The organism is Mesorhizobium sp. M8A.F.Ca.ET.181.01.1.1 (genome assembly GCF_004792025.1).
In the GTDB taxonomy this organism is placed as follows: Bacteria; Pseudomonadota; Alphaproteobacteria; order Rhizobiales; family Rhizobiaceae; genus Mesorhizobium.
Map to the genome: position 1 here is coordinate 325,042 of NZ_SRTV01000002.1, position 22,426 is coordinate 347,467.

28 protein-coding genes are annotated in these 22,426 nt (G+C 63.6%); 15 read left to right on the forward strand and 13 right to left on the reverse strand.

The window, feature by feature from the left end:
* Positions 1-22: 22 nt before the first annotated feature.
* Together EN824_RS09915 and EN824_RS09920 are read left to right on the forward strand one after the other, a co-directional pair.
* Entirely contained in the window at positions 23-826 is an 804-nt protein-coding gene (locus tag EN824_RS09915) for an amino acid ABC transporter ATP-binding protein (protein ID WP_127277334.1), read from the forward strand.
* Between the two features lie 113 nt (positions 827-939).
* Positions 940-1,605, forward strand: a complete 666-nt coding sequence (locus EN824_RS09920) for a TIGR02117 family protein (protein ID WP_135863842.1) — start codon at positions 940-942, stop codon at positions 1,603-1,605.
* A 17-nt stretch (positions 1,606-1,622) separates the two neighbouring features.
* Here EN824_RS09920 and EN824_RS09925 read toward each other — a convergent pair whose 3' ends face one another.
* The gene (locus EN824_RS09925; RefSeq protein WP_135932188.1) at positions 1,623-2,861 is read right to left on the reverse strand and encodes an FAD-dependent monooxygenase; all 1,239 of its coding nucleotides are present in this window, start codon (positions 2,859-2,861) and stop codon (positions 1,623-1,625) included.
* 20 nt (positions 2,862-2,881) lie between these two features.
* On the reverse strand, positions 2,882-3,127 hold the full coding sequence (locus tag EN824_RS09930; protein ID WP_127871484.1) for a zinc-finger domain-containing protein: 246 nt from the start codon (positions 3,125-3,127) through the stop codon (positions 2,882-2,884).
* A gap of 167 nt (positions 3,128-3,294) precedes the next feature.
* Here EN824_RS09930 and EN824_RS09935 point away from each other — a divergent pair, with 167 nt between their 5' ends.
* A complete protein-coding gene (locus tag EN824_RS09935) occupies positions 3,295-5,487 on the forward strand; it encodes an RNA degradosome polyphosphate kinase (RefSeq protein ID WP_127277326.1) in 2,193 nt (730 codons plus the stop codon).
* Positions 5,487-7,022 carry an exopolyphosphatase gene (ppx, locus tag EN824_RS09940; RefSeq protein WP_135919726.1) on the forward strand — a complete coding sequence of 512 codons (1,536 nt, stop codon included), beginning with the start codon at positions 5,487-5,489 and terminating at the stop codon, positions 7,020-7,022. Before EN824_RS09935 ends, ppx begins: the two co-directional genes overlap by 1 nt.
* Here the strand turns inward: ppx and EN824_RS09945 are convergent, their stop codons facing one another.
* The 5 genes from EN824_RS09945 to betI all read right to left on the reverse strand — a co-directional run bounded on the left by EN824_RS09945 (position 7,023) and on the right by betI (position 11,676).
* On the reverse strand, positions 7,023-7,445 hold the full coding sequence (locus EN824_RS09945; protein ID WP_135932189.1) for a DoxX family protein: 423 nt from the start codon (positions 7,443-7,445) through the stop codon (positions 7,023-7,025). It abuts the gene before it with no gap.
* A gap of 123 nt (positions 7,446-7,568) precedes the next feature.
* A complete protein-coding gene (locus tag EN824_RS09950; protein WP_135863851.1) occupies positions 7,569-7,991 on the reverse strand; it encodes a DoxX family protein in 423 nt (140 codons plus the stop codon).
* 446 nt (positions 7,992-8,437) lie between these two features.
* Positions 8,438-9,835, reverse strand: coding sequence for a class II fumarate hydratase (gene fumC / locus EN824_RS09955; protein WP_135932190.1), 1,398 nt, complete (start codon positions 9,833-9,835; stop codon positions 8,438-8,440).
* 319 nt (positions 9,836-10,154) lie between these two features.
* Positions 10,155-10,928, reverse strand: a complete 774-nt coding sequence (locus tag EN824_RS09960; protein ID WP_127871490.1) for an SDR family oxidoreductase — start codon at positions 10,926-10,928, stop codon at positions 10,155-10,157.
* Positions 10,929-11,037: 109 nt separating this feature from the next.
* Positions 11,038-11,676, reverse strand: coding sequence for a transcriptional regulator BetI (gene betI / locus EN824_RS09965; protein WP_135863855.1), 639 nt, complete (start codon positions 11,674-11,676; stop codon positions 11,038-11,040).
* Between the two features lie 81 nt (positions 11,677-11,757).
* On the opposite strand from betI, the gene choX reads away from it, so the two are divergent.
* Both choX and EN824_RS09975 read left to right on the forward strand, forming a co-directional pair.
* Positions 11,758-12,696 carry a choline ABC transporter substrate-binding protein gene (choX, locus tag EN824_RS09970; protein ID WP_135932191.1) on the forward strand — a complete coding sequence of 313 codons (939 nt, stop codon included), beginning with the start codon at positions 11,758-11,760 and terminating at the stop codon, positions 12,694-12,696.
* Complete coding sequence (locus EN824_RS09975; RefSeq protein ID WP_189522152.1) at positions 12,693-13,526, forward strand: alpha/beta hydrolase; 834 nt, start codon at positions 12,693-12,695, stop codon at positions 13,524-13,526. The genes choX and EN824_RS09975 overlap by 4 nt, the downstream gene beginning before the upstream one ends.
* Here EN824_RS09975 and EN824_RS09980 read toward each other — a convergent pair whose 3' ends face one another.
* Positions 13,527-14,294, reverse strand: coding sequence for an NIPSNAP family protein (locus tag EN824_RS09980; RefSeq protein ID WP_135932192.1), 768 nt, complete (start codon positions 14,292-14,294; stop codon positions 13,527-13,529).
* A 148-nt stretch (positions 14,295-14,442) separates the two neighbouring features.
* On the opposite strand from EN824_RS09980, the gene EN824_RS09985 reads away from it, so the two are divergent.
* On the forward strand, positions 14,443-15,072 hold the full coding sequence (locus tag EN824_RS09985; RefSeq protein ID WP_189343625.1) for a TetR/AcrR family transcriptional regulator: 630 nt from the start codon (positions 14,443-14,445) through the stop codon (positions 15,070-15,072).
* Positions 15,073-15,134: 62 nt separating this feature from the next.
* Here EN824_RS09985 and EN824_RS09990 read toward each other — a convergent pair whose 3' ends face one another.
* A complete protein-coding gene (locus EN824_RS09990; RefSeq protein WP_245520967.1) occupies positions 15,135-15,470 on the reverse strand; it encodes a hypothetical protein in 336 nt (111 codons plus the stop codon).
* A gap of 116 nt (positions 15,471-15,586) precedes the next feature.
* Between EN824_RS09990 and EN824_RS09995 the strand changes: the two genes are divergently transcribed.
* On the forward strand, positions 15,587-16,720 hold the full coding sequence (locus EN824_RS09995) for a metallophosphoesterase (protein ID WP_189522153.1): 1,134 nt from the start codon (positions 15,587-15,589) through the stop codon (positions 16,718-16,720).
* Positions 16,721-16,753: 33 nt separating this feature from the next.
* Here EN824_RS09995 and EN824_RS10000 read toward each other — a convergent pair whose 3' ends face one another.
* Positions 16,754-16,942: a CsbD family protein gene (locus EN824_RS10000; protein WP_167531207.1), complete on the reverse strand. Its 189-nt coding sequence runs from the start codon at positions 16,940-16,942 to the stop codon at positions 16,754-16,756.
* Between the two features lie 151 nt (positions 16,943-17,093).
* Between EN824_RS10000 and EN824_RS10005 the strand changes: the two genes are divergently transcribed.
* The 7 genes from EN824_RS10005 to EN824_RS10035 all read left to right on the forward strand — a co-directional run bounded on the left by EN824_RS10005 (position 17,094) and on the right by EN824_RS10035 (position 20,433).
* Positions 17,094-17,747, forward strand: a complete 654-nt coding sequence (locus EN824_RS10005) for a glutathione S-transferase family protein (protein WP_135883578.1) — start codon at positions 17,094-17,096, stop codon at positions 17,745-17,747.
* 264 nt (positions 17,748-18,011) lie between these two features.
* Positions 18,012-18,221 carry a cold-shock protein gene (locus EN824_RS10010; RefSeq protein WP_010915421.1) on the forward strand — a complete coding sequence of 70 codons (210 nt, stop codon included), beginning with the start codon at positions 18,012-18,014 and terminating at the stop codon, positions 18,219-18,221.
* A gap of 343 nt (positions 18,222-18,564) precedes the next feature.
* Positions 18,565-18,792, forward strand: a complete 228-nt coding sequence (locus EN824_RS10015) for a hypothetical protein (RefSeq protein WP_127280426.1) — start codon at positions 18,565-18,567, stop codon at positions 18,790-18,792.
* Positions 18,792-19,199: a hypothetical protein gene (locus EN824_RS10020; RefSeq protein WP_056562978.1), complete on the forward strand. Its 408-nt coding sequence runs from the start codon at positions 18,792-18,794 to the stop codon at positions 19,197-19,199. Before EN824_RS10015 ends, EN824_RS10020 begins: the two co-directional genes overlap by 1 nt.
* 1 nt (position 19,200) lies before the next feature.
* Positions 19,201-19,368, forward strand: coding sequence for a hypothetical protein (locus EN824_RS10025; protein ID WP_135863872.1), 168 nt, complete (start codon positions 19,201-19,203; stop codon positions 19,366-19,368).
* 52 nt (positions 19,369-19,420) lie between these two features.
* The gene (locus EN824_RS10030; RefSeq protein ID WP_189343643.1) at positions 19,421-19,744 is read left to right on the forward strand and encodes a YkgJ family cysteine cluster protein; all 324 of its coding nucleotides are present in this window, start codon (positions 19,421-19,423) and stop codon (positions 19,742-19,744) included.
* A 77-nt stretch (positions 19,745-19,821) separates the two neighbouring features.
* On the forward strand, positions 19,822-20,433 hold the full coding sequence (locus EN824_RS10035) for a LysE family translocator (protein ID WP_135863877.1): 612 nt from the start codon (positions 19,822-19,824) through the stop codon (positions 20,431-20,433).
* Between the two features lie 9 nt (positions 20,434-20,442).
* On the opposite strand, the gene EN824_RS10040 is transcribed toward EN824_RS10035, so the two are convergent.
* Genes EN824_RS10040 through EN824_RS10050 form a run of 3 tightly spaced genes read right to left on the reverse strand, consistent with a single transcriptional unit; the run spans position 20,443 to position 22,331 of the window.
* Entirely contained in the window at positions 20,443-20,829 is a 387-nt protein-coding gene (locus EN824_RS10040) for a nuclear transport factor 2 family protein (protein WP_127280614.1), read from the reverse strand.
* A gap of 20 nt (positions 20,830-20,849) precedes the next feature.
* Positions 20,850-21,284 carry an OsmC family protein gene (locus tag EN824_RS10045; protein ID WP_135928995.1) on the reverse strand — a complete coding sequence of 145 codons (435 nt, stop codon included), beginning with the start codon at positions 21,282-21,284 and terminating at the stop codon, positions 20,850-20,852.
* A gap of 33 nt (positions 21,285-21,317) precedes the next feature.
* Positions 21,318-22,331 (reverse strand): NAD(P)-dependent alcohol dehydrogenase, encoded by a 1,014-nt coding sequence (locus EN824_RS10050; protein WP_135928994.1) that lies wholly within the window; start codon positions 22,329-22,331, stop codon positions 21,318-21,320.
* Positions 22,332-22,426: the final 95 nt, after the last annotated feature.

A 22,426-nucleotide genomic window follows, 5' to 3' on the forward strand; every position in this document is an offset into this window, starting at 1 on the left:
AAAAGAACAAGGGGACCCAGCCATGGCCACCGAAAACGCCGTCAGCGCGGAAGAGATCAAGGTCAACGCCGCCAAGATGCAGATTTCCACCACCGATGTCGCCATCGACATCGTCGCCATGCACAAATGGTACGGCGAGTTCCATGTGCTGAAGGACATCAACCTGAAAGTGATGCGCGGCGAGCGCATCGTCATCTGCGGCCCGTCCGGCTCGGGCAAATCGACCATGATCCGCTGCATCAACCGGCTGGAGGAGCACCAGAAGGGCAAGATCATCGTCGACGGCAAGGAACTCACCAACGATCTCAAGAAGATCGACGAGGTGCGCCGCGAGGTCGGCATGGTGTTCCAGCACTTCAACCTGTTCCCGCATCTGACCATCCTGGAGAACTGCACACTGGCGCCGATCTGGGTGCGCAAGACGCCGAAGAAGCAGGCCGAGGAAATCGCCATGCATTTCCTCAAGCGTGTCAAGATTCCCGAGCAGGCCAACAAATATCCGGGCCAGCTTTCCGGCGGCCAGCAGCAGCGCGTGGCGATCGCACGCTCGCTGTGCATGAACCCGCGCATCATGCTGTTCGACGAGCCGACCTCGGCGCTCGACCCTGAAATGATCAAGGAAGTGCTGGAGACCATGGTGGGGCTGGCCGAAGAGGGCATGACCATGCTGTGCGTCACCCACGAGATGGGTTTTGCGCGGAAAGTCGCCAACCGGGTGATCTTCATGGACCAGGGCCAGATCGTCGAGCAGAACACGCCGGCCGAGTTCTTCGACCATCCGCGCCACGAACGCACGAAACTGTTCCTGTCGCAGATTCTGCACTGAGCGCTTCACTGGAATCAGGGAAGCCCGGCCGTGCCATGGCCGGGCTTTTTGCGTCTGGCCGATCGGATAATGATCTTCTCCATTGAGCCGCGACGAATCGCGAAGCCGCACCGATGAAAAAACTCCTGCGTTTGCTGGTCATGCTGGTTGCCGCAGTGGTGCTCGCTGTGTCGCTCGGCACGCTGGTGCCGCGGCCGCTCTGGCCCACGGCTGCCGCAGGCGAGGGCACGCGGCGCATATTGGTGCTGAAGAACCCAATCCACACCGACATCGCCATTCCGGTGGATGACGGGGTGCGCCGGCGCTTCCGTTTTCTTGCCGATGCCGGCCTGCCTTCGGACGCCCCCGAAGTGCGCTACCTCGTCTTCGGCTGGGGCGGGCGCGCCTTCTACCTGGAAACGCCGACATGGTCGCAAGTGAAGGCGCTGCCGGTATTCAAGGCGCTGACACTCGATGCTTCGGTGATGCATGTCGACGTCGCCGGCGATATCTCCGAGCCGCGCCCCGATGTCGCCGGCTTCGACGTGGGCGAGGACCGTTTTGCCGCGTTGCTCGACTTTGTCGAAGCGAGTTTTCAGCAGGGACCGAGCGGCCCGATCGTCATCGACAATGCCGCCTATTCCAATTTCGACCGTTTTTATGAGGCCAATGGCCGTTTCAACGCGCTGATCGGCTGCAACACCTGGGCTGCGGCCGCACTGCGCACTGCCGGCCTGCGCACCGGCTGGTGGAACCCGCTGCCGGCATCGCTTGGGTTGTCGATGCGGCTGTATAATTAGCTTTGCCGCAGCTCCTTTCAGCGACGGATGACCTGCTGCTGTTCCCAGCCGTAAAGCCAATCCAAATCCGCCGCGAGCTTCTCTCCTGGCCGCGTCGCCAGGACCAGATTGCGCGCCAATGCCACCGGTCCCCGGGCGTGCCAGGCGAGGCGGTTGAGCGCGCCGCGTTTCAGTACCTTTTCGATGCGCGGTCGTCGCAGCTTCTCCCAGATGGTGAGGCTTTGCGTCAGGTCGCCGGGGAAGTCGGCGACCAGGCTGGCGAGCATCGCGGCGTCCTCGATCGCCATCGCGGCACCTTGTGCCGCGAACGGCGTCATTGCGTGCGCGGCGTCGCCGATCAGCGCGATGCCGGCTGGCATTGTCCAAGGCTGTCTCTGTTCGACGGTATGCAGCGGCCAGGCCAGCCACGGGCCGGCTATTTCCACCAGCTTCACGAGTCCTGGCGCGGTGCCGCGCATGGCGGCGGCGAGTATGCCGGGATCGGCATGGCCGGACCAGCCCTCGGTAATGCGCTCGCCTTTGGTGAAGGCGACGAGGTTGAATGCGTCGCCCTTACTGACGGGATAGACGACCATGTGGAAACCCGTATGCAGGAAAGTCGTGACGCAATCGGCTGCACCGATCGCGGCGAAGGCCCGCCCGGCGCTGCTGTCTGCCGCGACGGTGGTGCGCCAGGCCAACTCTCCCGAAAAACGGCTTCTTGGCGATGCCATCCTTTGTGCATCGACAAGCTCGCGCACCGACGACCAGACGCCATCGGCGCCGACCAGCAAGGAGCCTTGTTCCTCCGCCGTATTGCCACCGATCTCGACGGTCGCCGTGACACCATGGCTGCCAGTCGCAATTCTTTGGACGCGCGCCCCGACGGTGAGATGGATATCAGGTATCTCGGCAACCCGTGCCATCAACGCGCTCTGCACATCGGCCCGGTGGGCGACGAGATAGGGCGCGCCCCAGCGGCTCTCGCCGGCTTCCCCTAGCGGCACGCGCGCCAGTTGGCGCAACGTCCTTGCGTCCTTCAATACCACGGCCTCCGGCCTTACCACCGCCGACAGCAGTCGGTCGAGCACGCCGAGTTGACGAAGGATGCGTGTCGCATTGGGAGAGAGCTGGATGCCCGCGCCGACCGCTTCAAGGCGCTGCGCCTGCTCGAACACCTGCACGGGATAACCGCGTTCGGCGAAGGCAACCGCCGCGGTCAGTCCGGCAATGCCAGCTCCGGCGATGACGACTTGCCGGGAGCGCGTGTCGTCCATCCGGTTTGCCGCGAAAGGCTTCAGGCGGCCTGGTCGATGTAGAGGCAGCCCGTGGGCAGGGTTTCCGTCGCCTTCAGCTTCGGCGAATAGCGGTAGAGGGTCGAGCAGTAGGGGCAGACTTTCTCATTGTCGTCGCCCATGTCGAGAAACACATGCGGATGATCGAAAGGCGGGTTGGCGCCCGTGCACATGAATTCCTTGACCCCGATGTCGATTGCCGGATGGCCCGCATCGTTCTGGAAATGGGGAATGGAACCGCCTGCCATCGTCGTCTCCTTAACGCAGTCTCTCTGCATCTGGATCATATCAAGCCTCTTTGCAAGTTCGATGAAATCAAACTGTCGCAAAAGCCTGTCAGAGAACTGTCGCAAAAGCCTGCCACAGGATAAGTTAAGCCGGTTAACCGGCCAGGGCGGGCGAAAGAGCGGGAATCATGAACGAATTGAAGCCGGTACAGAGCGAATTCAACAACGTCACGGCAGCGAGCCCGGAAGGCAATCCGGACCGTTTCGTCAACCGCGAGTTCTCCTGGCTGCAGTTCAATCGCCGCGTTCTCGAAGAATCGCTGAACACCCATCACCCGCTGCTGGAGCGCGTCCGCTTCCTGTCGATCTCGGCCGCCAATCTCGACGAGTTCTTCATGGTGCGCGTCGCCGGCCTTGCCGGCCAGGTGCGCGAGGGCATCGTGCTGAAGAGCCCGGACGGACGCACCCCCGAACAGCAGCTCGAACAATTGCTGCGTGAAGTCGAGCGGCTGCAGGAAGACCAGCAGAAGAGCCTTTCGGCACTCACGGTTCTGCTCAACAAGGAAGGCATCGAGAGCATCACCCGCGATGCGCTGACCAAGGACGAAAAGGTCTGGCTGGAAGAGCATTTCCAGGACCAGGTGTTTCCGGTGCTCACCCCGCTGTCGATCGACCCGGCGCATCCGTTCCCGTTCATTCCCAATCTCGGCTTCTCCATGGCGCTGCAGCTTCGCCACCGCAAGAATGGCGAGGAGATGAGCGCATTGCTGCGCCTGCCGGTGGCGCTGAAGCGCTTTATCCGCCTTCCGGACCGCAAGAACCATGTCCGCTTCATTCCGCTGGAGGAGGCGGTCGGCCTTTACATCGGCAAGCTGTTCCCCGGCTACGAGGTCAAGGGCTCCGGCACGTTCCGCATCATCCGCGACAGCGATATCGAGGTCGAAGAGGAGTCGGAAGACCTTGTGCGGCTGTTCGAAACGGCGCTGAAGCGTCGCCGCCGCGGTTCGGTTATCCGCATCGAGTTCGACATGCTGATGCCGGGGGAATTGCGCGATTTCGTCGCCGGCGAGCTTGGCGTCTCGTCGAGCCGCATCAGCGTGCTCACCGGGCCGCTGGCGCTCAGCCAGATCTCCGAGATCGTCTCCGTTCCCCGCGACGACCTGAAGTTCACGCCCTACAATCCACGCTTTCCCGAACGTATCCGCGAGCATGGCGGCGACTGTTTTGCCGCCATCCGCGAGAAGGACATCGTCGTTCATCACCCCTACGAGTCGTTCGACGTGGTGGTGCAGTTCCTGCGCCAGGCAATGGCCGACCCCGAAGTTGTGGCGATCAAGCAGACGCTCTATCGCACCTCCAACGACAGCCCGATCGTGCGTGCGCTGGTCGACGCGGCCGAGGCTGGCAAGTCGGTGACGGCGCTGGTCGAGCTCAAGGCGCGTTTCGACGAGGAAGCCAACATCCGCTGGGCGCGCGATCTCGAACGTGCCGGCGTGCAGGTCGTGTTCGGGTTCCTCGAACTCAAGACCCATGCCAAGATGTCGCTGGTGGTACGGCGCGAGGACGGCAAGCTGCGCAACTACGTCCATCTCGGCACCGGCAATTACCATCCGGTGACGGCACGCATCTACACCGACCTGTCCTTCTTCACCACCGATCCGACGATTGCCCGCGACGTCGCCCAATTGTTCAATTTCATCACCGGCTATGCCGAGCCGACCGCCGAAATGCGGCTGGCGATCTCGCCCTTCACGCTGAGGAACCGCATCCTCCAGCACATTTCAGCCGAGATCACCCATGCGTTGGAGGGGCGGCCGGCGCGCATCTGGATGAAGATGAACGCGCTCGTCGACCCCATCATCATCGATGCGCTCTACGATGCCAGCCGCGCCGGTGTGGAAATCGACCTCGTCGTGCGCGGCATATGCTGTCTGCGGCCGCAGGTGCCGGGCCTGTCGGAGAACATCAGGGTCAAGTCGATCGTCGGCCGGTTCCTCGAGCACAGCCGTATCTATTGCTTCGGCAACGGCCATGGCCTTCCCTCGGACGAGGCGATTGTCTACATCTCCTCGGCCGACCTGATGCCGCGCAATCTCGACCGCCGCGTCGAGACCATGGTGCCGATCACCAATCCAACTGTGCATGAACAGATTCTGGGCCAGATCATGCTGGGCAACATCATGGACAATCAGCAAAGTTTCGACGTATTGGCTGATGGAACCTCCCGGCGCGTGGTGCTGGAGGAGGGCGAGGAACCGTTCAACGCGCAGGAATATTTCATGACCAATCCGAGCCTGTCGGGACGGGGTGACGCGCTGAAATCGCATGCGCCCAAGCGAATCGCGCAGTTCAAGCGCCGCAAGAAGAACGCCACCACCTGATGCTGTTCAATTCCCAGGGCCGGCTGCAGGACCGCCGACCGCTGTCCATCATCGACATCGGATCCAATTCGATCCGTCTTGTCGTCTATGAGGGGCTGGCGCGTTCGCCGACCGTGCTGTTCAACGAAAAGATGCTGGCCGGCCTCGGCCGCGGCATCGTCTCGACAGGGAAGCTCGACCCCGAAGGGGTGGCGCGTTCGATGGAGGAGTTTCGCCGTTTCCGCGCGCTCTCCGACCAGGCCGGTGCCGAACACATGTACGTGCTGGCAACCGCCGCGGCCCGTGAGGCGATCAACGGTCCCGATTTCATCCATCGCGCCGAGGAGGTGCTCAAGACCGAGATCCGCGTGCTCTCCGGCCGCCAGGAAGCGCATTATTCCGCGCTCGGCGTCATCTCAGGTTTTCATCCGGCCAACGGTATTGCCGGCGACCTTGGCGGCGGCAGCCTGGAACTGATCGACATCGATGGCGAGGCGATCGGCGACGGCATCACGCTGCCGCTCGGCGGCCTGCGCCTGCAGGACATGGCGAAGAACTCGCTCGTCCAGGCGCAGAAGATCGCACGCCAGGAACTGGCCCGGGCCAAGCTCTTGAAGGGCGGGCAGGGCAGGACTTTCTACGCCGTCGGCGGCACCTGGCGAAACCTCGCCAGGCTGCACATGGAGATGAACAACTACCCGCTCGGCGTCATGCACCACTACGAGATATCGGCCGACAGTGCCCAAACCTTCCTCAAGCAGGTGGCCAGGGGCGAGGTCGAAAAGGTGAGGGGTATCGAGGGCGTCTCCAAGAACCGCCGCTCGCTGCTGCCATACGGCGCGCTCGTGCTGCAGGAAATCATGACGGCGATGCAACCGTCCAGGATCGTCGTTTCGGCGCAGGGCGTGCGCGAAGGCTTTCTCTATTCACTGCTCGAGGCGGCCGAGCAGAAGGCCGATCCTCTGATCTCGGCCGCCGAGGAGCTTGCGCTTTTGCGCTCGCGTTCGGTCCACCACGCGCATGATCTGGTCGAATGGACCGGCAAGGCCTTCAAGGCTTTCGGCATCGACGAGACGGAAGACGAAGCGCGCTACCGCCATGCCGCCTGCCTGCTTGCCGATATCGGCTGGCGCGCTCATCCGGAATATCGCGGCAAGCAGTCGCTCAACATCATCGCGCATGCGTCCTTCATCGGCGTCGATCATCCCGGCCGCGCCTACCTGGCGCTGACCAACGCCTACCGTCATGACGGCGTCTTCAATGAATTGGTGGCGCCCGAAATCAAGGCGCTGGCGCCGCCCCGCCTGTTGGAGCGTGCCCGCGTGCTGGCGGCGATGATGCGCGTCGTCTATCTGCTGACGGCCGCGATGCCCGGCATCATGCCGAGGCTGAAATGGGAAAGCCGCGCCAACGGCGTGCTGGCGCTGGTGCTGCCGGCTTCGCTTTCCGATCTCTACGGCGAGCGGCCGGCCGGCCGGCTGGCGCAACTGGCGCGCGTCACCAATCGTCGTCTGGTGCTGGCGGTCGAGGGCGGCCAGAGCGTGTCGGTCAAATAGTCAAGTCGCGTCGGCGCCTATGCCGAAGCCTCGCCCGTCGGCCGACCATGCGCCGGCGCCAGCCATGGCAAGCGCCAGGAAACCGCCCGATATCGCGATATCCTTCATCAGCATCTGCTGGTGCAGGAAAGCGAGCGCCGCATCACCGGCGCCTTGGCCATGGTGGCCGATATAGCCGGCCGCAATGCAGAAGGCGGCCAGCAGCAGCGCGACGATCCGCGTCTGGAACCCAACGAGGATCAGCAGTCCCGCGATCAGCTCGAAAAGCCCGGTGCCCCAGGCGGCGAGCGCCGGCAGCGGCAGGCCAAGACCGGAGAAATAGCTGGTGGTCCCGGCAATATTGGCGAGCGCCTGGAAGCCGGACGGCACGAACAGCACGGCAAACAGCAGCCGCGAAACCATAAGCAATGCATTGCGACCCATGGCACCCTCCCTTGCCGGCACGGTCACCGGCGACCATTGCAGTCTACGCCTGTGATCACACAACGAAAAAGCGGCGCGGAAAATTCCGCGCCGCTTGTTTCGGGTCCTTGGGAGGGGAAGGCGTCAGCCGCGCTTGGCGTCGATTGAATAGGCGCCGGCACCCGAGGAGGCCAGCAGCAGGAAGCCGCCGGTGATGGCGAGGTTCTTGAGGAACTGGATCATCTGCATCTGGTCGGCCCAGCCGGTGTGGGCGACCAGCCCGGTTGCGATCGTGAAGATCGCGAGCACCCAGGCGGCGATTCTGGTCTGGAAACCGACGAGGACGGCAAGGCCGCCAAGCAGCTCGATCAGGCCGACGATGACGGCCGTCGCCGTCGGTGCCGGCAGGCCGAGGCCGCCGAAATAGGCGGCGGTGCCGGAAATGGCTGACAGCTTGCCGAATCCGGAAAGCAGGAAAATGACTGCGAGCAGGATACGGCCGAGAAGGATGGTGACAGAACTGTTGGACGCGGTGCCGGCGCCGGCGGCGGAAGTGTTGATGGACATGGTGGCTCTCCGAATGGGTTGAATGACCACTCACATAGACGATGCCGACTGTTCACCAAAGTCGGCTATGCGGCGACACATTGTTCACAGGAAGGATGTTTTCGGGATTGGCGGCCGCGCGCGAAAATCGTGTCGCGGGATTGGGTTGGAGAAGTAAATTGTGCTGCCGCAAAACGGGATCCTCGGTTCCGAAGTTTGCGAGCACTTGCTTCGGAGATTAGCCGAGACGCTCGTGACGTCGTCATCCACGGGCGAAGCAAGGAGCGACGCGACGCGCGCAGACCCGAGGATCCATGCCGCGACCTCAAAACAGTCGCAAGCGGTGGAGGATCTACACCGTTGTGCCCTTCGACTGAAGTAGCGGCATGGATTCCAGGGTCTTCGCGACGGAGCTTCGCTCCTGCTTCGCCCTGGAATGACGACCTCTTGGGCCTGTCCGCAGGGACCTACCCCGGATGGGTCATGTCCTCCGGCCGCACCAGACGGTCATAGTCGGCCTCGCTGACCAGTCCGGTTGCCAGCGCTTCCTCGCGCAGCGTCGTGCCTTTCTTGTGCGCGGTCTTGGCGATCTTGGCCGCGTTGTCGTAGCCGATGGTGGGCGCAAGCGCCGTCACCAGCATCAGCGAACGGTCGAGGGCCGCCTTGATGTTGTCCTCTCGCGCCTCGATGCCGACCACGCAATTGTCGGTGAACGAGACAGAAGCGTCGGCCAGCAGCTGCACCGACTGGAGGAAGTTGTAGGCCATCAGCGGATTGTAGACGTTGAGCTCGAAATGGCCCTGGCTGCCGGCGAAGGTCAGCGCGGCATTGTTACCGAACACCTGCACGCAGACCTGCGTCAGCGCTTCGCACTGGGTCGGGTTGACCTTGCCCGGCATGATCGAGGAGCCGGGCTCGTTTTCCGGCAGCGACAATTCACCGAGGCCCGAGCGCGGGCCGGAGCCAAGGAAACGGATGTCGTTGGCGATCTTGAACAGTGCCGCGGCCGCCGCATTGATGGCGCCGTGCGAGAAAACCATGGAATCGTGGGCGGCGAGCGCTTCGAACTTGTTCGGCGCGGTGACGAAGGCGATGCCCGATATGGCGGCGATGCGATCGGCCACCCGTTCGGCGAAACCGACCGGTGCGTTGAGGCCGGTGCCGACGGCGGTGCCGCCTTGCGCCAGTTCCTGCAGGCCGGGCAGCGTCAATTCGATGCGTTTGATCGACGAGGCAACCTGCGCCGCGTAGCCGGAAAATTCCTGGCCGAGCGTCAGCGGCGTGGCGTCCTGGGTGTGGGTGCGGCCGATCTTGATGATGTGATTGAAGGCCCTGGCCTTGGCGTCCAGCGCCTTGTGCAGATGGTGCAGCGCTGGGATCAGGTCATGGACGATGCGCTCGGCGCAGGCAATGTGCATGGCCGTCGGGTAGGTGTCGTTCGACGACTGGCTCATATTGACGTGGTCGTTCGGGTGCACCGGCTTCTTCGAGCCCATGACGCCGCCCAGCATTTCGATCGCGCGGTTCGAGATCACCTCGTTGGCGTTCATGTTGGACTGCGTGCCCGAGCCGGTCTGCCAGACCACCAGCGGGAAATGATCGTTGAGCTTGCCGTCGATGACCTCTTGCGCGGCCTCGATGATCGCCTTGCCGATGGCCGGATCGAGCCGCTTGAGTTCCATATTGGCTTCCGCCGCCGCCCGCTTGACGATACCGAGCGCGCGCACGATCGAAGCCGGCTGCTTTTCCCAACCGATCTTGAAGTTTCCCAGGGAACGCTGTGCCTGCGCGCCCCAATACCGGTCGGCGGCAACCTCGATGGGGCCGAACGTATCGGTTTCAGTTCTGGTCTTTTCAGCGCTCACGGGAAATCTCCGGTCTGTCGATTTGCGCAAGGGCGTATCGCGTTGCACAAATGGCTTCAAGCGGAGAATGACGCGGGTGCGGATGCAAATCGGTTGAAGGAAAGGTCAATCTCCCCCCTCGTGGGGAGGATGCCCGGCAGGGCAGAGGGGGGCGCGAAGGATCGCGGCGTCTGGAAGATGAGATAACGGACACGGCGGCCCGGAATTGCGCATCGACAATCCTTTCCGTGACCTTCGAACAGGAGCGGAAGGCTGGCGGGACAGCGCCCCCCTCTGGCCTGCCGGCCATCTCCCCCACAAGGGGGGAGATTAGCTGTCCTCACCCTGCCGTATAGCCGCCGTCGATGGCAAAGATCGCGCCGCTGGTCCAGGCGGCCTCGTCGCTGGCAAGATAGACCGCCATCCCGGCGAGGTCGTCAGGGCGGCCGATGCGGCCCAGCGGATAGCTGCGCTCGACATAGGCTTTCAGCTCCGCCTTTGCCTCGACCGGCAGGTTGTCGACGGTCTTGCGCCGCATGGCCGTGTCGACCGTGCCGGGCGCGATGGCGTTGACGCGGATGCCGCGCGGGCCAAGTTCGAAGGCGAGCGATTTGGTCAGCGAATTCAGCGCGCCCTTGGACAGGGAGTAGAGGCTGGACGGACGCTTCGGGATCATCTTGTCGGCGAAGTAGGACGAGATGTTGATGACGGATGCGCCGGTGCCGAAATGCTGCAGCAGCCCCTGTGTGAGGAAGAAGGCCGCCGACACATTGAGCGCGAAGGAGTGCTGGAACTGCGCCTCGCTGACGGTCTCGAATGGCACGAGATAGGCAACACCGGCATTGTTGACGAGAACGTCGAGCGGCCGGCCGGAAGCTTTCGCGTGCTCGACCGCCGCTGCTATGCCGGGGCTGGTGGCGAGATCGGCCGACAATGTCTCAACGGTACCGACCGGGCCGGAAGCCGTCAGCTTCTGGCGAGCGGCTTCGAGCTTGCCCGCGTCGCGGCCGACGATCAGCACATCGGCGCCCTCGCGCAGGAATGCCTCGGCGATCGCCAGGCCGATGCCGTCCGATCCACCGGTGATCAACGCCCGCTTGCCGTGAAGCCTCATCGCTCACCTCACCATGTGTTTGGCATCAAACAGAGGGATCGCACCGCATGTGCGCGACGGGGTCAAGCCATCAGGCTATCCCAGGGTATGAACTTCGGCAGCCGACTGCTCACGCGCGGGCGGTCGAGCGATCCCGAGTGGCCAGCCGCGCGGCGACATAGTTCTTAACCTGCCGGATCGCCTGTTCGCGCGAGACGCTGCCTGGCTGCAGGCCGAGGCGAAGCCAAAGTCCGTCGATCAAGGCCGTGACGCCAAGCGCGATGTCGTCGGCCTCGCTGGGTGACGCGAGGCCGCGCAGGCCGGACAACAGGTTCGAGCGCATGCGCCCGTGGATCACCTTCTGGATGCGCGCCAGCTTTTCATCGCGCGGCACCTCGGCGCAGAGCGAAAGCCAGGCATGGCAAAGAGGCGGCAGGAAGAGATGCTCCTCGAAATTGCCCTCGATCACCGCATCCAGGCGTTCCATCGACGTCCGTGCCTGGCGAAGCCTTGCGACCACCGCGTCGCCCAGGACCGCGTTGGCCTCGCGCATGGCGTGCTCGAACAATTCCTGCTTGTTGCGGAAGTAGTGCAGCACGATGCCTTTGGAGGCACCGGCCTGGGCGGCGACTTTTTCCAGCGTGGCCCCAGCAATGCCTTCGCGCTCCAGAACCGCGAAGGCCGCCTGCCGCAATTCCTTGCGGCGTATGTCGCCAAGGCGCTTCAGTTTCACGGGATCGTTCCATGCATCACGAATCCACGTTGACATTTTCGTCCCGCGAGATCAATCATTGACCAATGGGACAATAAAAAGACCGATTGGTCAATTTGAGCAATGAGGAGAACGGAAATGTTGCGCATCCTTGCAAACGGAGCCTGTCTTGCCGCGCTGGTCTTGGCCTCTCAGGCTGCCCAGGCGGCGGACGCCGAGCAATGCCGTGCGGTCCGTATGGCCGAGCCCGGCTGGAACGATCTCGCTTTCACCACGGGGGTGGGCAATGTGCTTCTGCAAGCGCTGGGCTATCAGCCACGGAGCGAGGTGCTCGGCATCAACGTCATCTACGAAGGCATGAAGAACCGCGATCTCGACCTGTTCCTGGGCTACTGGGACCCGGCGATGGTCACTTATTACGAGCCCTACAAGAAGGACGGTTCGATCGAGAATGTGCGAGTCAATCTCGTCGGCGCCAAATACACGTTTGCCGTACCGACCTATGTCTGGGAGGCAGGGGTCAAGGACGTCTCGGACCTGCACAAGTTCGCCGACAAGTTCGGCAAGAAGATGTATGGCATCGAGCCCGGCTCCAACCAGCTGATGATGGATGCCATCGCCGATCCGGCTTTTGGCCTCGATGGCTGGCACGTGGTCGAGTCCAGCGAAGCCGGCATGCTGTCGGAGGTCGGCTACGAGATCAAGGAGAAGCAGTTCATCGTCTTCCAGGGTTGGGCGCCGCATCCGATGAACACCATGTACGACTTCAAGTACCTGACCGGCGGCGACAAATTCTTCGGCCCGAATTTCGGCGCCGCGACGGTGACGACGCAGGTCCGCACGGGCTACCTGCAGGAATGTCCGAACGTCGCGCGGCTCCTCGGAAATCTCGTCTTCGACATCGACTTCGAGAATGTCGGCATGGGCTACCTCATCAATGACGGCATGAAGCCGGAGGACGGGGCGCTGAAGGCGATCACGCTGAACAAGAACCGCCTCGATGCCTGGCTCGCCGGTGTCACCACTTTCGATGGCAAGCCTGGTCTTGCCGCCGTCAAGGAAAAGCTCGGCCTGTGAGACTGCCGGACGCCTTGCCCGTTGCCGAGGTGGAACAGGACGCCTGGGCCGCCCGCAAGCAATGGGTCCACACGGGCGATCTCGACATCGCCTATGTCGGGATCGCCGGCGCCGGGCCGCCGCTGTTGCTGATTCATGGTTTCACGGACACCAGCCGCAGCTTTTCACTGCTGGCGCCGCATCTGGCCGGCCGCCGGCTGATCATGCCCGACCTGCGTGGCCATGGTGCCTCGCAAGCGGGCGACGGCTGCCGCGTCGCGGATTTCGCCGAGGACATTGCCGGGTTGATCCGGCACCTGCGGTTGGACCGGCCTGTCGTCGTCGGTCATTCTCTGGGCGGCATGGTGGCGATTGCCTTGGCGGCTTGGCATCCGGGCCTGGTCGGTGGCCTGGTCGTGCTGGCCAGCGCGTTGAAGCCCGGCTTCACGCCGGACCATCCGTTGCCGGTCGGCATCCGGGCCTTGCGCGACCCGATATCGCCAACCGATCCGTTCTTTGCCTGGTGGCATGCATGTGGGGCCTCGGTACCGCAGCCTTTTCTCGCCGGCCTGGCGAAGGAAGCTTCCGCCATGCCGGCGGCCCGCTGGCGCGGCATTCTCGAGGAAGTCCGCATGACCGACCTGGCAACCGAGGCACGGGCGGTACGGACCCGGACGCTGATCATCGCCGGCGCCTGCGACCCACTTTTCGGCGAGGCGCACCAGCAGGCTTTGGCCGAGGCGCTGACCGGATCCAGTCTCGTCCGGGCGCAAAATTGCGGTCATAATCCCCACTGGGAGGACCCGGCCTTTGTCGCCTCGGCGATCGCGGAAATGTTGACCGGCCGCTGATCATCTCAACAGCGATCGGGCCGTGGGCACCAGCCGCAACGTCTCTGCCGGCTTTGTGCTGACGGCTTGCATGCTCTGGATGAGCGCCCGCCACGCCGACGAAGCGGCGAGGCTATGGTTGGCATGGGCATCGGCGTCGTGGAAGCCGGTAACGGCGACGAAGACGTTTTCTCCGGCCCGCACGGGAAGTCGCGGGAACGTGTTTGCGGCCGGCTCCGTCACGAAGGCGCCGAGCAGACGCGCGCCGTTCTGGGCAAGCCGCGCAACCATCTCCGCCCGGAAGCGCCCGGCGACATCGGCCCCGGTGCCCGGCCGCAAATGATGAATCGAAATCTCAACCAGACCGGGCAACCCATTCCGATCGCTTGTGCTTTTGGCCGCCGATGGTCGGCGCAGCCCCGACAGATCGAAGCCGGCACCCGGCCACGCCGGTCGCAGCAGCAACACATCGTCGGAATCGATCATCGTCGCATTGGCGGCATCGCGGTGTGCGGCCCATACAGGGCCGTCATAGAACGCGCCCAGAGCGTCCTTGCGGGCATCCATGCTGTCGAAGCCGCGCATCCAGACGAACATGTCGGGGCGGTCCAGGTCGCGGAATTGGCCGATGATGGTCATCCCCGCGTCTTCCTGGCTTTCGATGAACTCCGTGTCGAAGATCTCGATCAACGTTTCGCGCCGGCCGGGCTTCAACGAGTACTGGCGCAATTCGACGATCGGCGAGGCGAGTGCCGCCGGCTTCGGCGTGGCATTCGGGGTCGGGTTCATCCGGCGTTCTCCAAAACAGGTTGATCACCCTGTTTATAAACAGACCGGTTGCCCTGTTTTGTCAACATGCTATCCTTCGAGAATGTCAGCAGAGCTCAACATCCGGCCAAGGCGAGCCCGAGGCAAGCGCATCAACGACCCTGAGGGCATGCGCCGGAAAGTGCTCGACGTCGCGGAAGACGCGTTTCAGGCACGCGGCTATCATGCTTCCAGCCTCGGCGACCTGATGGCGGCGGCAGGCGTCAGCGCCGGCGCGCTGCATCATCATTTCCCGACGAAGAAGGCGCTGGCGCTGGCGGTCATCGACGAGCGTGTGGCGGCGGCGGTCGAGGAGACGTGGATCGCCCCGGTGCAAGCGGCGGCTTCGGCGCGTGATGGCGTGCGTCAGGTGTTCGAAGCCGTGGCGGCGGAACTGGAACGGCAAGGTTTCGTGCGCGGCTGCCCGCTCAACAATCTGGCGCATGAGCTCTCGCTCGCCGATCCCGAGTTCCGGATTGCGCTTGCCGGCATCTTCGCTGCATGGCGCCAGGCGATCGCCGACAAGATCAGCGCCGACCAGCAGGAGGGCAGGGAGCAAGGCACGGACCCCCGGCAGTTTGCGATGGTTGCCGTCGCCGCCTATTCCGGTGCCATGTCGATGGCCAAGGCAGCGCAGGACGCCAGCCCGTTGCGCGATTGCCTTGCGGCGTTCGAGAGCGCCGCGCAAGCGGCATCATCGCAGGGCGATCCGGGGGCGAGGCGACGTCGCAGGGTGCTGCGGCGGTACGGCGGCATTTGAGGCAGGCTACAGCCCAGCTTTGCGGCGATGCCGCGGCGAGCGCGGACAGCCGGTTCCTAGATCTAGTCGGCCAAAGGCTTGATCGTCTCGTAGCCGTTCACTGATTCCGCGCTGGTGCCTTCATCGTAGCGCCGGGCGAGAGCGGCCTGCAGATCGGGTGAATAGAGTGCCGTGAAGGCGTCGAGTGTCTCTCCGCCTCCGTTCTTGAAGGTCTCCGTGACGGCGAGCACATTGTATTTGCAGTCGCCCAGGCTGAACGTCTCCTTGCCCTTGACGGCCAGCGTCAGTGTCTTGGTGGCCTTTGGCTGCTTGCTGGGCGACAGCTCGACGAACTCGATCGTGCTCTTGGCTCCCGCCTTGAGCGGAAACAGTTTTCGCAGATCGGCAAACGGGATCATTGCCAGCCGACCCGTCTCGCTGTCGCGAAAAACCTCGATGGCGGCTCTTTCATGCGGCGATCGCCGTGGCGAGGACTGAACTTTACTGCCGCCCGCCCTCCATGCTGAAATCCCCGATGATGAATCGCCCTTCCTCCATATTGCTCTCGCGCCGTGGGTTTCTGCTGCAGGCCGCCGGTCTTGCCGCCGCCGGTGCGCTTTCACGCCCGGCGTTCGGTCAGACCGGGCAGCGCATCCAGCCTGTCGACGCCACCTTCCTGTTCGTCGCCGACGTCCATGCCTGCCGCATGGCGAGCGGCTTGAGCCCCAATTGCCGGCTGGAAGGCAAGACGGACGCGGCGCTGCTGCGCAACGTCGCGGCGTTGAACGCCATCGCCGACAAGGAGTGGCCAGCCGAGATCAACGCCATCGCCACCAGTCTGCGGCCGGCCGGTGGCCGCATCGGCACGCCGCTCGGCCTTGTCGTCGGCGGTGACATCACCGACGATGGCGGCGGCCAGATCACCGAGCCCAGCGAAGGCACCCAGCTCCTGCAATTCAGCCAGCGCTATCAGCAAGGCATAGGCCCCGACCGCGTGCATGTTCCGGTTTATGTCGGGCTCGGCAATCACGACCTCGATCAGAACGGGCCGCCGCACCATGTTGACTGGTACCGGCGCGAAATGCGCGACTATGTCGAGGTCAATCATCGCGCCGGCGTGTTCTTCAAGCCGCCGGTGCCGGCCACCAGCTACGATGTCGACACCGACTGCTATTCATGGGACTGGGGCGGCCTGCATCTGGTGCAGACCCATCGCTTCGCCGGCGACACCGGCCATGGCGCCGACAACAGCCTGCCTTGGCTCAGGCAGGACCTGGCGACCTATGCCGCCGACGGCCGCCCGGTCATCCTGTTCCAGCACTATGGCTGGGATATTTTTTCGACGGAGCGGTGGGACCCCGCCAGGAGGGCGTTTGACGACGAAGGCAAGGGAGCGTCGCATTGGTGGAGCGATGCGGACCGCCAGGCATTGCTGGCGGCCCTGAAGGGCTACAACGTCATCGCCATCTTCCACGGTCATCAGCACGAGGTGCCGATGATCTATCAACGCGACGGCCTCGATCTCTTCAAGCCGAAAGCGGCCTATATGGGTGGCTTTGCTCTGGCACGTGTCACCGACGACAGCCTGGACGTCGTGTTGGGTGAAGCCAGCGACGATCATGGCGATGTGATTTTCACCAACGCCTTCAGCAAATCGCTGAAGACGTGAAAAGGGCCGCTCGACGCGGCCCTTCCACAGCGATCAAAGCGATTTCTTGACCTTGTCCTTCACGTCGCCATAGGCCTTCTGCACCTTGCCGGTGGCCTTGTCGGCCATCCCTTCGGCCTGTGTCTGCCTGTTGCCGGTCGCTTTGCCGGCAGCCTGCTTGATCGAGCCTTTCACCTGCTTGGCGACGCCGGCCACCTGATCCTTGTTCACCATTTTTCGCATCTCCTGGTTCGCCTGGGCAAACGAGCCGGCACGGTTTCGGTTCCAGCAGTTGCTGCCCGTGTCGGCAAGACAAGTGCCTTTCGGCGGCCGGGTCGGCGGGCTAGGGTGCCGGCCAGCGCACTCCGCAAGGAGCAACCGCCAAGGGGGACAGATGTCGGAATTTACGCTCTATATCGGCAACAAGTGCTTTTCATCCTGGTCGCTCAGGCCCTGGGTGGCGATGCGGTACCTGGAGATACCGTTCGAAGAGGGCTTCGTGCGGCTGCGCACGCCGGAAACTGCGGCTAACCTGGCAAAAGTGTCGCCGACCGGTCAGGTGCCCGTCCTGAATCACAAGGGAAGGATCGTCTGGGAAACCCTTGCCATCCTTGAATATCTCGCCGATCTCTTTCCGGAGAAGAAACTCTGGCCGGCCGATATCGGCGCCCGGGCGCTGGCGCGTTCGGCGGCGACCGAGATGCATTCCGGGTTTCGCGAAGTCCGCTATGGCTGGCCGATGAACTTGCGCCGGCCCAAGGGGCACAAGCCGCTCGACGCCGAAGGCGAGATCCAACGTGTCCGCATCGAGGCGCTGTGGCGCGAGTGCCGTGAGAAACACGGCAAGGACGGCCCGTTTCTATTCGGCCATTTCACCGCGGCCGATGCCATGTACGCGCCCGTCGTCACCCGTTTCGACACCTATGGCGGCGATCTGGCGCCCGACACCAGGGCTTATGTCGACGCGGTTCTGGCAACGCCGGCCATGCGCCAATGGTATGCCGAGGCAGCCAGGGAGACATGGCCGGAGCCGGGTCCCGACGAATAGGGCCTGTGCGAAGCGGTCTTCCCCAGGGATCGGCGCGGGCCGCCTAAGGAGCTTTCACCTGGCGGATTTTCGGTCCGATGGCGCAACATTTGACAGGCGTCTGAAACACGCGTAGAAGAAGTTCGTCGATATTTGTTTGACTGACTTTTGTTATCCGCGCTTTCGAGCGCGCCTTTGACGAACTTCCCACATCAAAAATCGAGACAAACGACGTCGTGCATCCGCACGGCGGCGAACGAATATTTGCCATGGAAAGGGTTCGTCATGAGCACCGGCACAGTTAAGTGGTTCAACGCCACCAAAGGTTTTGGTTTTATTCAGCCTGACGACGGCTCCGCCGACGTTTTTGTCCACATCTCGGCCGTGGAACGCGCCGGCATGCGCGACATCGTCGAGGGCCAGAAGCTCGGCTACGAGATGGTCCGCGACAACAAGTCGGGCAAGATGTCCGCCGACCAGTTGAAGGCGGCGTGAAGTAAGAATTCAGCCGTCCCGGTGACCACGGATGTACTGGCACTGGTGAACGGCGAATTCGGGCGCATTGCCACGGGAAACCTGAGTTTCCAAGGTTTGTGCTGCCCATCAGGAGCCAGCTTGTGCATCCAGTTGGATGCGCGGCGGCTCCCAGGGAAGGTCAGGCGGTGCCTGGCCTTTTTCATTTTACGCTTGTTGCCGCCGAAAATGCGCTGCGCATTGGGCTGAACGTGCTAAGGGACGCTGCAGCATTCTGAATCCGCTGCCGCATCGCTTTGTACTGGTCCCGACCGAAGACCCGGTCTCGCCCTATCGGTACCAGGCTCCTGACAGGAGAAAGATCTTGACCGCCCATTCGAAGCCAGCCGTCGACCCGGCCGTGTCGCTTTTCAGCAAGACGCAAACCCAGTCGATGTCGCTCAACCGCATCATTTCCGAACGGGATGCCGTCAGCGAAGCACGGGAAGCCAAGACCGCGCGCCTGCGCGAACTGCGGCTGGAGAAGGAGGCCGACGAGATGGCGGCCGCCGCCGCGCTCGCGGCGCTGCCGAAACGAGCCGGAAAACGCTGATGGCCACCAAGCGCGTACCGCCAACGCCGATCGCGGCCGATGCGACCATAGCCGACATGGTCGAAACCCTGGACAAGCCGGTCGAATATGTCCGGCGCGTGCTGGAAAAACTCGAACGCTGCAAGCGCGCCCATGGCGATGCCCAGGTGCGCGTCGGTGTGCGCGGCCGCGCCGAAGCCCCGAACTACCTGATCGAATATGTCCGCGAGGACAAAAAGACCCAGGAGCGGGTGACCTACCAGGACGCCGCCTACAGCGGCAGCACGCATCGTGAGCTGGCGCCGCATCACATCGCGGAAGCGCGGAACTGGTCGCCCGAGGAGATGAACATCACGGCGGTTTCGGCCCTGATCGGCCGCTTGCGCAATCCGCGCGCACCATCATCGCGTTTCGCCGACGAGGACTGACATGGCCATAAAATTCTCCGCCAAGGACCAGCCGGCGGCGCCGGCTTCGACCGCAAAGCCGGCCAAGCCGGTTGCGGCGCCGAAGGCGGCCAAGGCCGACGAGGCAGCGACCGATCTGTTCAAGTCGCCGGTCGACGCACCGAAGGGCAAGACGGGCAAGAAGAAGTAGCGCCTTGCCTCGGGATGCCGATCGCAACCTTGCCGCTTCGGGGCCGTTTGCCGTGCTAGCCGCGAGCAGTCCGCCTTCGTCAGCTCCTGTCTTCGATTGCCAGAGCTGCGGGGCCTGCTGCTCCTATTCGGCCGAATGGCCGCGCTTTTCGACCGAGGACGATGCGCAGCTCGACCGGATCCCGGAAAAACATGTGGCCGCCGACCTGTCGGGCATGCGCTGCGACGGCGTGCGCTGTTCGGCCCTGTCCGGCGAAGTCGGCAAGTCGACCGCTTGCACCATCTATGAACTGCGACCGGATGTCTGCCGCGCCTGCATGCCTGGCGATGACGAGTGCCTGATGGCGCGCCGGGCGCTCGGATTTTCTACCTCTTAGCAGCGAATGACTGTCGCTTGTGCACGCCTGGCTTGCTGGCTAGGTTGCGTCAGGGCAGGGCGCCGGAGGAGATCATCGTGAGCATCGAATTTCTGTTGACGTCGCTGATCGTCGTGGCTTCGCCCGGCACCGGCGTTCTCTACACGCTGAGCGCCGGGCTTTCGCGCGGCGCCCGGGCCTCGATCATTGCCGCCTTCGGCTGCACGCTCGGCATCATTCCGCATATGGCGGCCGCCATCACCGGCCTTGCGGCGCTGCTGCACACCAGTGCTGTCGCCTTCGAGACCCTGAAATATCTCGGCGTCGCCTATCTGCTCTACATGGCCTGGAACACGCTGAAGGAGAAGGGCGGCCTGAGCGTCGAGGAAAATGTCGCGCCGCGTTCGGCCGGCAAGGTGATCGCCACCGGCATCCTCGTCAACGTGCTCAATCCGAAACTGTCGATCTTCTTCTTTGCCTTCCTGCCGCAATTCGTCAGCACCACCGAGCCCAATGCACTGTCGAAGATGCTTGAGCTCAGCTCGGTCTTCATGCTTTTGACCTTCGTGGTCTTCGTCGGCTACGGCATCTTCGCGGCCTCGATCCGCAGCCATGTCGTGTCGCGGCCAATGGTACTGACCTGGATGCGCCGGACTTTTGCCGGCGCCTTCGTCATGCTCGGCGCCAAGCTGGCGCTGGCGGACAGGTGATCGACTGGCCTAGCCCTTGACGTAACCCATCGCCTCGATGATGCGCCCCTCCGCGACGCGCATCAGGTTGACGCCGCGCAGCGAACTGCCGTCGGCCATCCAGTAGCGCCAGCGGATCGTGGCGCGATCGCCGGCCACGAAAGTCTCCTCGAGGTCGAAGCGCGTGCCGGGCGCGGTGGCGATCGCCGACCACAGCTCGACGCAGGCCGCCTTGCCGGCGCGGCGTGCGCCGTCCGGCGCCGGCGTGGTGTTCTCGATCACGCAGTCCTGCGCCACCAATTCGTCGAGCGCCGAGGGGTCGTGGCGCTGGAAGACGTCATTATAGCGCCGCATGATTTCAGCCGTTTCGCCGGAGCGGTTGGCCATGGCGATGTCGATGATCAATTCCTGGGTCACTGGATTTTCTCCTTCCGTCCTTAGTGAGTTACGAGGTTCGCCTTCAGCGTGATCGCTGCGACACCGGCCAGAGCCCGCGAGACGAGGCATCCAGCCTTGGCCGACTGCGCGAGCCGCTCGAAGTCGGCTGCGGCAAGCCCGGCGACATTCGCCTCCGTCTCAAGCTCGATGCGGGTAATCGTCGGTCCGGCCGCGGTGGCGCCCAGATGCACCTTTGCGATCGTGTGGATATCGCTTGCGATATGACCTTCACGGCTAAGCACGGCGGTGAGCGCCATCGAAAAGCAGCCGGCATGGGCGGCCGCGATCAGTTCCTCCGGATTGGTGCCCGGACCGTTTTCGAAGCGGGACGGGAACGAGTAGGCGCCCTCGAAGGCGCCACTGCCCAGCCTGAGCCGGCCGGATCCCTCCTTGAGCGTGCCGTGCCATTCGGCCGATGCGTCGCGAACTGTCATTGCTTTCTCTCCTCTGGTTGGTGAATAGGGGGCTCACGCGCCGTCGATGACGACCTTGCCGAACACGTCGCCCTGCATGAAATGCCGATACGCCTCGCGCGCTTCGGCGAATGGGAAGATCTTGTCGATGACGGGCTTCAAGCGATGCGCCGCGACGGCGGCAAGCATCGCCTCCAGGCCGCTGCGGCTGCCGACGAAGACGCGGCCGATGGTGACAAGACTGCGCTGGTAGACGGCGGCTGGGATCTCAACCGATCTGCCCTTCTGGTCCTGGACCGTCAGCAGCACGATGCGTCCGTAGAGGGAGCTTGCGATCAGCGATTGCATAAAGGTCGCAGGCCCGCCGGTCTCGACAGTCAAATCGATGCCGCCTGTCGCCTCGCGCAGCTTCATGCCCCAATTGGGCGTCTCGGCCGTTGCGATGACGAGGTCGGCGCCGAGCGCGCGCAACCGGCCGAATTTTTCGGCGCGGGAAGTGACGGCCGCCACGCGGCAGCCCATCAGCTTGGCAAACTGCAGCGCAAACAGCGCGACGCCGCCCGAGCCGATAACCAGCACCCATTGCCCGGGTTTTGGGGCGTCCGCGCCCGTCAGCGCGCTCCAGGCTGTCAGCCCCGCGCAGGTAAATGTCGCGGCTTCATGCCAGTCGAGGTGCTCAGGCAGCCGCACCGCCCATTGCTCGTCGAGCACAGCGTATTCACCGAGCATGCCGTCCAGCGTGCAGCCGAGCTGGTCGATCAGCCCGGCGTTGATGCGGCCGTCGATCCAGCGGGCGAAATAGCTGCCGGTTACACGGTCGCCGACGGCAAAGCGGGTGACATCATCGCCGACGGCCACCACTTCGCCGGCGCCATCGCTCAGCGGCACGATGCCGGCTCGCGGCGTCAGCGGATAGGTGCCGTTGAGGATCATCGTGTCGCGGCGATTGAGCGAGGTGGCGCGTACCCGCATCAGGATCTGACGCGGACCCGGCTGGACGACCGCGTCCTCGCGCATCGCCAGCCTGTCGAGGCCGCCGTCCTGTCCTTCCAGCCGATAGCTTTGCATCGTCGCCTCTCAAATATGTAGACCGATTTACATATTATGTAGACCGATTGTCATATTCGGGGCAAGCCCTATAATGCGCGCTCCTGACAGAGGTT

What these genes read in the sequence shown, in the direction of transcription:
- EN824_RS09935 (WP_127277326.1), top strand. Translation starts at nt 3,295, where the DNA reads ATGAACGAATTGAAGCCGGTACAGAGCGAATTCAACAACGTCACGGCA.
- EN824_RS09990 (WP_245520967.1), bottom strand. Translation starts at nt 15,470, where the DNA reads ATGATCCCGTTTGCCGATCTGCGAAAACTGTTTCCGCTCAAGGCGGGA.
- EN824_RS09945 (WP_135932189.1), bottom strand. Translation starts at nt 7,445, where the DNA reads ATGGGTCGCAATGCATTGCTTATGGTTTCGCGGCTGCTGTTTGCCGTG.
- EN824_RS09980 (WP_135932192.1), bottom strand. Translation starts at nt 14,294, where the DNA reads ATGAACCCGACCCCGAATGCCACGCCGAAGCCGGCGGCACTCGCCTCG.
- EN824_RS10045 (WP_135928995.1), bottom strand. Translation starts at nt 21,284, where the DNA reads ATGACAGTTCGCGACGCATCGGCCGAATGGCACGGCACGCTCAAGGAG.
- EN824_RS10010 (WP_010915421.1), top strand. Translation starts at nt 18,012, where the DNA reads ATGAGCACCGGCACAGTTAAGTGGTTCAACGCCACCAAAGGTTTTGGT.
- EN824_RS09915 (WP_127277334.1), top strand. Translation starts at nt 23, where the DNA reads ATGGCCACCGAAAACGCCGTCAGCGCGGAAGAGATCAAGGTCAACGCC.
- EN824_RS09930 (WP_127871484.1), bottom strand. Translation starts at nt 3,127, where the DNA reads ATGGCAGGCGGTTCCATTCCCCATTTCCAGAACGATGCGGGCCATCCG.
- EN824_RS09920 (WP_135863842.1), top strand. Translation starts at nt 940, where the DNA reads ATGAAAAAACTCCTGCGTTTGCTGGTCATGCTGGTTGCCGCAGTGGTG.
- EN824_RS09985 (WP_189343625.1), top strand. Translation starts at nt 14,443, where the DNA reads ATGCGCCGGAAAGTGCTCGACGTCGCGGAAGACGCGTTTCAGGCACGC.
- EN824_RS09950 (WP_135863851.1), bottom strand. Translation starts at nt 7,991, where the DNA reads ATGTCCATCAACACTTCCGCCGCCGGCGCCGGCACCGCGTCCAACAGT.
- EN824_RS10050 (WP_135928994.1), bottom strand. Translation starts at nt 22,331, where the DNA reads ATGCAAAGCTATCGGCTGGAAGGACAGGACGGCGGCCTCGACAGGCTG.
- EN824_RS09925 (WP_135932188.1), bottom strand. Translation starts at nt 2,861, where the DNA reads ATGGACGACACGCGCTCCCGGCAAGTCGTCATCGCCGGAGCTGGCATT.
- EN824_RS10000 (WP_167531207.1), bottom strand. Translation starts at nt 16,942, where the DNA reads ATGCGAAAAATGGTGAACAAGGATCAGGTGGCCGGCGTCGCCAAGCAG.
- EN824_RS09960 (WP_127871490.1), bottom strand. Translation starts at nt 10,928, where the DNA reads ATGAGGCTTCACGGCAAGCGGGCGTTGATCACCGGTGGATCGGACGGC.
- EN824_RS10005 (WP_135883578.1), top strand. Translation starts at nt 17,094, where the DNA reads ATGTCGGAATTTACGCTCTATATCGGCAACAAGTGCTTTTCATCCTGG.
- EN824_RS10025 (WP_135863872.1), top strand. Translation starts at nt 19,201, where the DNA reads ATGGCCATAAAATTCTCCGCCAAGGACCAGCCGGCGGCGCCGGCTTCG.
- EN824_RS10020 (WP_056562978.1), top strand. Translation starts at nt 18,792, where the DNA reads ATGGCCACCAAGCGCGTACCGCCAACGCCGATCGCGGCCGATGCGACC.
- choX (WP_135932191.1), top strand. Translation starts at nt 11,758, where the DNA reads ATGTTGCGCATCCTTGCAAACGGAGCCTGTCTTGCCGCGCTGGTCTTG.
- betI (WP_135863855.1), bottom strand. Translation starts at nt 11,676, where the DNA reads ATGTCAACGTGGATTCGTGATGCATGGAACGATCCCGTGAAACTGAAG.
- ppx (WP_135919726.1), top strand. Translation starts at nt 5,487, where the DNA reads ATGCTGTTCAATTCCCAGGGCCGGCTGCAGGACCGCCGACCGCTGTCC.
- EN824_RS09995 (WP_189522153.1), top strand. Translation starts at nt 15,587, where the DNA reads ATGATGAATCGCCCTTCCTCCATATTGCTCTCGCGCCGTGGGTTTCTG.